The sequence below is a fragment of the Mesorhizobium sp. M7A.F.Ca.US.002.01.1.1 genome (genome assembly GCF_004022955.1).
Lineage (GTDB): Bacteria > Pseudomonadota > Alphaproteobacteria > Rhizobiales > Rhizobiaceae > Mesorhizobium > Mesorhizobium ciceri.
In genome coordinates, this window is record NZ_RZQE01000029.1 from 17,841 (window position 1) to 27,111 (window position 9,271).

8 protein-coding genes and 1 tRNA gene are annotated in these 9,271 nt (G+C 62.5%); 6 read left to right on the top strand and 3 right to left on the bottom strand.

Annotated features, from left to right (window positions below; genetic code table 11):
- Nucleotides 1-16 precede the first annotated feature (16 nt).
- A complete protein-coding gene (locus EN932_RS05750; RefSeq protein WP_063170037.1) occupies nt 17-916 on the top strand; it encodes an alpha/beta hydrolase-fold protein in 900 nt (299 codons plus the stop codon).
- 308 nt (nt 917-1,224) lie between these two features.
- Here the strand turns inward: EN932_RS05750 and EN932_RS05755 are convergent.
- A tRNA-Phe gene (locus EN932_RS05755) sits at nt 1,225-1,300 on the bottom strand.
- A gap of 319 nt (nt 1,301-1,619) precedes the next feature.
- Nucleotides 1,620-2,513: a helix-turn-helix domain-containing protein gene (locus tag EN932_RS05760; RefSeq protein ID WP_024504770.1), complete on the bottom strand. Its 894-nt coding sequence runs from the start codon at nt 2,511-2,513 to the stop codon at nt 1,620-1,622.
- A gap of 85 nt (nt 2,514-2,598) precedes the next feature.
- Here EN932_RS05760 and EN932_RS05765 point away from each other — a divergent pair, with 85 nt between their 5' ends.
- The 5 genes from EN932_RS05765 (at nt 2,599) to EN932_RS05785 (ending at nt 8,937) form a co-directional block, all read left to right on the top strand.
- Complete coding sequence (locus EN932_RS05765; protein ID WP_127368060.1) at nt 2,599-3,870, top strand: extracellular solute-binding protein; 1,272 nt, start codon at nt 2,599-2,601, stop codon at nt 3,868-3,870.
- A 207-nt stretch (nt 3,871-4,077) separates the two neighbouring features.
- Nucleotides 4,078-4,938, top strand: a complete 861-nt coding sequence (locus tag EN932_RS05770; RefSeq protein ID WP_013530184.1) for a sugar ABC transporter permease — start codon at nt 4,078-4,080, stop codon at nt 4,936-4,938.
- Nucleotides 4,935-5,771: a carbohydrate ABC transporter permease gene (locus tag EN932_RS05775; RefSeq protein ID WP_013530185.1), complete on the top strand. Its 837-nt coding sequence runs from the start codon at nt 4,935-4,937 to the stop codon at nt 5,769-5,771. Before EN932_RS05770 ends, EN932_RS05775 begins: the two co-directional genes overlap by 4 nt.
- An 8-nt stretch (nt 5,772-5,779) precedes the next feature.
- Nucleotides 5,780-6,874, top strand: a complete 1,095-nt coding sequence (ugpC, locus tag EN932_RS05780) for a sn-glycerol-3-phosphate ABC transporter ATP-binding protein UgpC (protein ID WP_127384500.1) — start codon at nt 5,780-5,782, stop codon at nt 6,872-6,874.
- A gap of 35 nt (nt 6,875-6,909) precedes the next feature.
- The gene (locus EN932_RS05785; protein ID WP_127369704.1) at nt 6,910-8,937 is read left to right on the top strand and encodes an aldo/keto reductase; all 2,028 of its coding nucleotides are present in this window, start codon (nt 6,910-6,912) and stop codon (nt 8,935-8,937) included.
- A gap of 27 nt (nt 8,938-8,964) precedes the next feature.
- On the opposite strand, the gene EN932_RS05790 is transcribed toward EN932_RS05785, so the two are convergent.
- A partial coding sequence (locus EN932_RS05790; RefSeq protein ID WP_164890434.1) for a helix-turn-helix transcriptional regulator occupies nt 8,965-9,271 on the bottom strand: 307 nt, incomplete at its 5' end.

The window sequence follows — 9,271 nt, forward strand, 5'->3', positions numbered from 1 at the left end:
TTGCCTGGAGATATCCATGTCCAAGATATCCATGTCCAACGCGACGCCAGCCCTGATCGCCAACACGGCGGTCCACGATCTTGTTCCGGCGCAGGGCGGCGCGCCCTGGCGGATATTCCTGCATGTGCCGTCCGGGCCGGTGCCCGAGGCCGGCTGGCCGGTCCTCTACATGACCGACGGCAACGCCGTCATCGGCACGGCGGTCGACGCCATGCGCGCGCAGGCCTTCTATCCCACGGGCACCAATGTCGGCTGGGGCGTCATCGTCGCCATCGGCTATCCCGTCGACGGCGCCTATGATCCGCTGCGCCGCTCATGGGATCTCGGCCCGCCGCCAGGCAAGACCTACCCGCCCTTCCACGAAGGCACGTCCGAAGTCCGGACCGGTGGGGCAGGGAAATTCCTTGCTTTCATCGAGGATGAGCTGAAGCCGTGGGTCGCCAGCCGGGTCACGGTCGATGCCAGCCGCCAGGCGCTTTACGGCCATTCTTTCGGTGGCCTGTTTGCGCTCTACGCCCTGTTCACGCGGCCTTCTTCCTTTCAGACCTGGATCGCGGCGAGCCCCGCCATCTATTGGGAAGAGCGTGCCATCGACCGCTTTCTCGAAGCCTTCGAGGCCGCCATTCCCGATGGTTTGGCGGCGACCATGATCCTGTCGGCCGGCGAGTACGAGACCGAGAAGCTGGCGCCGTTCCAGATTGGCGCCGAGGACGAGGAAAAGCGCCTGAAGCAGAAAAAGGTGACACGCACCGACGCATTCGCGCGGGCAATGGCGCAGCGTCTTGACGCTCTCCCGGGCGTGCGCGCCAGTTTCGAACTGCATGCCGGCGAGAACCACATGTCGATCCTGCCGGTCACCGTCAATCGCGCGGTGCAGGCGGCGTTTGCGGTGAGGAGGGACACCGCCCTTTGCTGAACGCCGCAGCAAGACGGTCGGCGCTGTCATTCCTGTGAAGGGGAGGCGCTCAATCGGCGGTAGGAGACGCCGCCGAAGTTTGCCGTCACAAAATCCGTGACGGACATCTTGCGCTTGCCTCCGTCGCTGCATGCGATCTCGCAGGTCAGCGGGGATGCGCTGGACGAATTGCTGTTTGGAGGAACCTGTTCGCTTCACGGGACGGACCAGCCGATAGAGCATAGTTGCACACCTTTGTAACACAGTCAGGCGAGCGCAACATGCTGATTTGGCTTATCTTCTTGATCTTGTTGGGATGACAAGAAAGATGGTGCCCAGAGGCGGATTCGAACCACCGACACGCGGATTTTCAGTCCGCTGCTCTACCAACTGAGCTATCTGGGCCTGTTCCGGCAAACGAAAACTCGCAGGCCGGAATTCATCGAGGCGCCGTGGGCGCCCCTTGAAAGCGCGTGGGTTATAGCACGGGAATTCGGCCTGTCCAGCGCCTAGGTGGCAATTTCAGGCAGGAAAAGCGATGCCGTGCGGCGCCCCGGTTTCCATGCCGCTTGCGGGCCGGAATGGCGCACGGCATGGCACTATCCGGCCTTCGCCATTCTTGTCCGTGCCGCTATTGCAGGCTGAAACGCCGTGACATGTCTTTTAGCCGGCGGTCGAGGTGCAGCAATGCTCGCGGCACTGGGCGCCCGCAAGTCGCCATCGCCTATCTGGCGCCGGTCACGCCGCGGCGAAAATCGGAAGGCGACATGCCGGCGAGCTTGCGGAACGACTTGTTGAAGGCGCTGAGCGAGCCGAAACCCGAATCCATGGCGACGCGCAGCACATTGGCGTCCTGATGCATCAAAAGCGCCTGCGCATAGCTCAGCCGCAACAGGTTCACATACTCGTTGAGCGTCATGCCGGTGGATTTCTTGAACAGGCTCATGGCGTATTTGGGATGGATGTCGGCGGCCGCGGCGATGTTCACGCAATCGATGTCATAGAGGAAGTTTTCGGCGATGAAATCGCACATGCGTCCGACATTCCGCGACGATTGCTGGTCAAAGGGGCTGCCTGTTTCCTGGTCGGTCGGAGTTGCGGATACCAGCCGATAGGGCTCGAACCGCACTCGCTCCAGCCGCAGCAGCAATTCGTTGACGGCATGTTCGGCCTTGGCCTGGTCGCCGGACCGGGCGTAGCGGTTCCAGCGCTCGAAATTATGGTTGTCGGACTGGTCGGTGGCTGATGTCACCAGTGTTGCGCCCGTCATCAGCCGGTGCCTTATGTCCGTGGGCAGGTGCAGCCGGAAGAAATGCACCAGCGGCAGATGCGCTCCGGCATAGATGGCGTCGTCGGACAAATCGTCCATCTGGTGCGGCAGGCCACCCCAGAACAGGCACATCTCGCCGGCCGAAAGCGAAATCTCGTGGTCGTTCATGCGGTAATGCACGCTGCCGCGCACGATGAAATTAACCTCGACCTGGGCGTGCCAATGCGGCTTGAGCATCACCAACGGATTGGTGTGAAACATCTGCAGGAGCAGCGGCAGGCCTTCCACGCTGCTGGCCCCAGGCTGGTAGAACGGCCGTTCAGGCATCTTACTTTCCGCCAATTTCATATTCCCTTTGACGGCGACAGGCCTTGCCCGGTGCATAGTCTAGCCACGCTCACAGTGAGAGAGCAAATGAAATGGGAGGATTTCAATGCGCATCACAATGACCTGCGCCGCGCTCGCGCTTGCCCTGGGCTCAGCCCCGGCCTTCGCGCAATCCGGCGAAATCACCATCTGGAGCTGGAATGTCGCGGCTTCATCGCTGAAAGCGACCATTGCCGGCTTCAACAAGCAATTTCCCGACGTCAAGGTCACGGTCCAGGATCTCGGCAACCAGCCGACTTACGACAAGTCGATCGCCGGCTGCGCCGCCGGCGGCGTCGGGCTGCCTGATGTCGTCACCATCGAGAACGGCGAGGCCGAGAATTACTGGAGCCAGTTCCCCGACTGCTTCGTCGACCTGCATACGCTCGGTTACACAGCCGACGACCAGAAAAAATTCCCCGATTTCAAGCGCACCGAGTTGGAAGTGGGCGATAAGGCCTACGCGATGCCGTGGGATTCCGGCCCGGTGGCCGCCTTTTATCGCCGCGACTTCTACGAAAAGGCCGGCGTCGATCCGGCTTCGATCAAGACCTGGGACGATTTCATCGCCGCCGGCAAGAAAATCCAGGCCGCCAATCCTGGCGTCTCGATGACCAATGCCGATTTCAACGGCGACTCGGAATTGTTCCGCATGATCTCCAACGAACAGGGCTGCGCCTATTTCTCCGAGGACGGACAGTCGATCACGGTCAACCAGCCCAAATGCATCGATGCCATGACCAAGGTCAAGGAGATGAAGGACGCCGGCATCATCTCGTCGGCCGACTGGGGCACCAAGATCACCAACAACACCGCCGGCACCGTCGCCACCCAGATCTATGGCGGCTGGTATGAGGGCACCATTCGCACCGAATCTGCCGGCGAAAACGGCAAATGGGGCGTCTATCTGATGCCGAGCCTCACCGCCGACGGGCCGCGCGCCGCCAATCTCGGCGGGTCCTCGCTGGCCATCACCTCGGCTTCCAAGAACAAGGAGGCTGCCTACGCCTATCTGAAATACACGCTCGGAACCAATGAAGGCCAGATCACGATGCTGAAGGAGTTCGGCCTGGTACCGTCCCTGGTCTCGGCGCTCGACGATCCCTATGTCGCGCAAGTCCTGTCTTACTGGGGCGGCCAGGCGGTATGGAAGGACATTCTCGGCACCTTGCCGAAGGTTGTTCCGAGCCGCGGCACGCAGTTCCAGAGCGACGCCGAAATCATCGTCCGCGCCGTGCAGACCAAGTATCTGGCCGGCGGCTATCCTGACGCCAAGGCGGCGCTCGACGATGCCGCAAGCCAGATCGCGGCGGCGACCGGACTGCCCGTCAAATCTTGATTGCCGCTTCTCCTTCTCCCCTTGTGGGAGAAGGTGGATCGGCGCGATAGCGCCGAGACGGATGACGGGTGCTCCAGCGGAGTGAGACGTTGGCATTCCCTGGAACACCCCCTCATCCGTCGCCTTCGGCGACACCTTCTCCCACAAGGGGAGAAGGGAAGACCCAGGCGACGGCGTGAAACAACAAGCGGTAGAAGGAGGAGCAAGATGCGCAATCGTAACGCCACGGCCTATCGCTTCCTCACGCCCTATCTGCTGATCTTCGCGATCTTCTGGGTGTGGCCGATCATCAGCTCCTTCATGATCTCCTTCCAGGCGACGCGCACCGTGCCGTGGCGGTTCGCGCCGAGCTTCAACTGGGGCCGGTTGATCGGCGATCCGGCCTTCTTCAACGCCCTGAAGAACACGCTGCTCATCCTGGTCATCCAGGTGCCGGTGATGATCTCGCTGGCGCTCGTCATGGCGGTGCTTTTGAACTCGCCGCTCTTGAAGGCGCGTGGCCTCTACCGCTTCGCCTTCTTCGCCCCGGTCGTGGTCGGCGAGGTTGCCTATTCGGCGGTGTTCCGGCTGATGTTCAACCTCGATTTCGGCATCATCAACAAGCTCCTGAACAGCGTCGGCCTGCCCAAGATCGACTGGTTCTCCAACGTCACGCCGGCGATGGCGCTGATCATGATCGCGGTGACCTGGCGCTGGGCCGGTTACAACGCCATCATCCTGCTCGCCGGCATGCAGTCCATTCCCGAAGACGTCTACGAGGCGGCGACGCTCGACCGCGTCAGCAAGCTCAAGCAGTTCTTCTATATCACCCTGCCGCTGCTGAAGCCGGTCATCGTGTTCTGTCTCGTGCTGTCGATCATCGGCACCATGCAGCTGTTCACCGAGCCCTTCCTGATCACCGAGCGCGGCGGGCCGGGCGGCGGCACGGAGACGCTTGGCCTGCTGCTTTACCGCCAGGGCTTTCGGTCGCTCAACTTCGGCTACGCCTCGGCCGTCGCCTACACCATGGCCGGGCTGGCGATCGCCATCACGCTGGCGCAGCTGTGGCTGACGAGGGAACCGAAATGAGTTCGCGCTCCTCCGCCAGGCTGGGACGCAGCATCGCTCTGCATCTGTTCCTGACGCCGCTGGCGCTGATCTGGCTGTTTCCGCTGTGGATGATGGTGGTGTTCTCGACCATGCCCGACAACGGCATCTTCAGCCCCGGCATCGAGCTTTTGCCGCACGGCAATTTCATCGACAATTTCAACAATCTGCAGCGTGACACGAACTTCGTCGGCGCCATCGGCATTTCGGTCTCGGTGGCGGTGACCTACACCATCCTGTCGGTGCTGCTGACGTCGATGGCCGGCTGGGCGCTGGCCCGCTACCAGTTCTTCGGCAAGGGCGCGGTTGTCGCCATCATACTGGGCACCATAACGCTGCCCTATGCGGTCGTGCTGATCCCGCAGTTCATCATGGTGGCGCGCGACTTCAAGCTCGCCAACACCTGGGTGGCGCTGATCGTTCCGCCGCTGTTCAATTCGCTCGGCGTGCTGTTCATGCGGCAGAGTTTTTCGATGATGCCGGACGACCTCTTCGATGCGGCGCGCGTCGAGGGCGTGAAGGAGTGGCGCATCTTCCTCTTTGTCGCGCTGCCTTTGGCGCGGCCGATGCTGGCCGCACTCGCCATCATCCTGTTCCTCGCCTCCTGGAACAATTATCTGTGGCCGCTTTTGATCAACAGCCAGCCCGGTTCGATGACGGCGCCGGTGGCGCTCGGCACGCTGATCGGCCTCACCAAGGTGTCATGGGGCGGCATCATGGCGGGCGCTGTAATGCTGACGGTGCCGATGCTGGTCGTCTTCGTGCTGCTGCAGCGCCATTTCATCGCCGGCATTGCCGCCGGCGCGGTCAAGTAAGGGGCAGCATGGCAACGGTCACGCTCACCAATGTCGTCAAGCGCTTCGGCGTCTTCGAGGTCGTCCATGGCGCCAGCATGGACATCAAGGACGGCGAGTTCGTCGTCTTCGTCGGCCCCTCCGGCTGCGGAAAATCGACGCTGCTCAGGATGATCGCCGGGCTCGAGGACATCAGCGGCGGCGAGATCGCCATCGGCGGCAAGGTGGTCAATGATGTCGAGGCGGCCGACCGCGGCATCGCCATGGTGTTCCAGTCCTACGCGCTGTATCCGCATATGAGCGTCGAACAGAACCTCTCTTTCGGCCTGCGCATGACCGGCAATCCAAAAGCCGACACCGAACGGCGGGTGAAGCGGGCGGCCGAGATCCTGCGCATCAGCGAACTGATGGACAGACGCCCGAAAAAACTCTCAGGCGGTCAGCGCCAGCGCGTCGCCATCGGCCGCGCCATCGTGCGCGAACCGCAGGTGTTCCTGTTCGATGAGCCGCTCTCCAATCTCGACGCCGAATTGCGCGTCCAGATGCGCGTCGAGATCTCCCGGCTCCATAAGGAACTGGGCACGACAATGATCTATGTCACCCACGACCAGACCGAGGCGATGACGCTCGCCGACAGGATCGTCGTGATGCGCGCCGGCCATATCGAGCAGATCGGCCGGCCACTCGATCTCTACGACAACCCCGACAATCAGTTCGTCGCCGGCTTTGTCGGCTCGCCGAAGATGAATTTCATCAAAGGCCGGGTTGTCGGGCACGATGCACCTGGCGTCGTGGTCGAACTGGCGGGCCAGGAGAAGACCCGCATCACGCAACCGCTGACTGGCACTGCGCCCGAAATCGGCGGCCCAAAAATCGGCAGCAAGGTCATTGTCGGTGTGCGGCCTGAACATTTCGGCAATGCCGGAGAAGGCGACGCCGACCTTGTGGTTGCCATCGACGTGATCGAGCACCTGGGCGGCACAAGTTTCCTCTATGCCAGAACGGCCAACGGGGACGACGTGGTGATCCAGCGCGACGCGGCAAAGGTCCCTGACACGTCCGCGATCACCGTTTCCATCCGCAAATCCTACCTGTTCGACGAAAAAGGACTGCGGCTGCGCTGACCGCCAGCCCTTTCCAGCCTTCAAGGAGAATGACAATGACCGCAACCACGCCCATTCGCTGGGGCATTCTCGGCCCGGGCAGCATCGCCCAGTCCTTTGCCGGTGGCGTGGCCGCTTCGGACACCGGCAAGCTGGTCGCCATCGGCGCACGCAATCCCGCCAAGCCGGGGCTTGCCGAGCGTTTTCCCGGTGCCCGTATCCTCGACGGCTACGACGCGCTGCTCGCCGACCCCGACATCGACGCCGTCTACATTTCGATACCGCATCCAGGCCATGCGCAATGGGCGATCAAGGCGGCCGAGGCCGGAAAGCATGTGCTGTGCGAAAAGCCGCTGGCGCTGACCGCCTTCGAGGCCGACGCCATGATGCATGCCGCGCGCAAGGCCGGCACATTCCTCGGCGAAGCCTTCATGTACCGGTTGCACCCGCAGACCAAGAAGCTGGTGGAGCTGATCAGGTCCGGCGTCATAGGCGAGATCAGGATGATCAAGTCGAGCTTCGGTTTCGCCATGCCGGGCTTCATGCCGCAGCACCGGCTCTATGCCAACGATCTCGCCGGCGGCGGTATTCTCGATGTCGGCGGCTATCCCGTCTCGATGGTCCGGCTGATTGCCGGTGCGGCCGTCGGAAAGCCCTTCAGCGAGCCAGACAAGGTGGTCGGCACCGCCCATCTGGGCCAGTCCGGCGTCGACGAATGGGCCTCCGCGCTGCTGCATTTCCCCGGTGGCATTGTCGCTGAAGTCTCCTGCAGCATCTCGCTCAGCCAGGACAATGTCCTGCGCATCCTGGGCACTAAGGGCCGCATCGAAGTGCCGGACTTCTGGTTCGCCGGCGGCAACCGCGATGTCGGTCTCGGCCGGATAGACGTCATCGCCTCCGATGGTACGCGCCAGACCATCAGCGTCGACGAGAAGCGCCATGTCTATTCCTTCGAGGTCGACGCAGCCGGCGAGGCGATCCTCGCCGGCGGCCAAGAATTCGCCTGGCCGGGCATGGCGTGGGCGGAAAGCCTCGGCACCTTGCGTGTGCTGGACAAATGGCGGGCGGCAGCCGGCCTCGAATACGGGATCGAGAAGGCCGAGCAACGCACCAACACCATCTCCGGCCGGCCGCTGCTGTCCGGCGGCACGGCGGTCGCCAAGCGCACCATTCCTGGCCTGTCGAAGCCGGCATCGGTGGTGGCGCTCGGCTTCGAGGATTTCCGTACGTTTTCCTCAGGTTCGATCCTGCTCGATGCCTTTTTCGAGGCCGGCGGCAATCTCTTCGATACCGGCTATGTCTATGGCGGCGGCTATACCGAGAAGCTGCTTGGCGAATGGTTGAAAAACCGTGGCGTGCGCGCGCAATCGGTGGTCATCGCCAAGGGCGCCCACTCGCCGCTGTGCTATCCTGATGTGATCGGCAAGCAGCTCGACCAGACGCTCGAACGCCTGCAGACCGATCATGTCGATGTCTACTTCATGCACCGCGACAATCCGGATGTGCCGGTCGGCGAATTCGTCGATGCAATGGATCGCGAGGTCAAGGCCGGCCGCATCCGCGGCCCGTTCGGCGGTTCGAACTGGACGATGGAACGCATGGATGAGGCAATTGCCTACGCCGAACGCACCGGCAAGCAAAAGCCCGGTGCGCTGTCCAACAATTTCTCGCTGGCCGAAATGCTGGAGCCGATCTGGGCTGGCTGCGTCACGTCCTCCACGGATGCGTGGAAGGCCTGGCTGACATCCAGGAAGATGCCGAATTTCGCCTGGTCGAGCCAGGGGCGCGGCTTCTTCACCGATCGGGCGGGTCGCGACAAGCAAGACAATGAGGAGCTGGTGCGGGTCTGGTACTCCGAGCGGAATTTCGGCCGCCGCGACCGGGCGATCGAACTTGCCGCGAGACTGGGCAAGAGCCCAATCCATATTGCGCTGGCCTATGTGCTCGCTCAGCCCTTCCCCTCCATCCCGCTGATCGGGCCACGCACGTTGGATGAACTGGACGACAGCCTGCGCGCTCTCGACATCACGCTTTCGCAAGCCGATCTCGAATGGCTGGACGGCGGCAGCCTGCGCGCTGCCTAGTTGGCTGCCTGTTTAACCGTGGCGGCGTCAGGTCTCGTCATCGAACGCCCTGACGCCGCGCCTGGCCGGAGTCCGCAAATTCGCGTACATGCCTGTGGTGCGGAACTGGCTCGGTGTGATGCCGTAGCAGCGGCGGAAGACCTTTGAAAAATAGTTCGCTTCCTCGAAGCCGCACAGGATGGCGACTTCCTTCACCGGCAAAAAATCCGCTTTGGTCAGCAGCTTCGCCGCGCGTTGCAGGCGCTGCTGCAGCACGAACTCGGCCGGAGGCAGGCCTTCGCTCTCGGCGAAACAGCGTGAGAAATGGGCTCGGCTGAGGCCGCTGATCTGGACC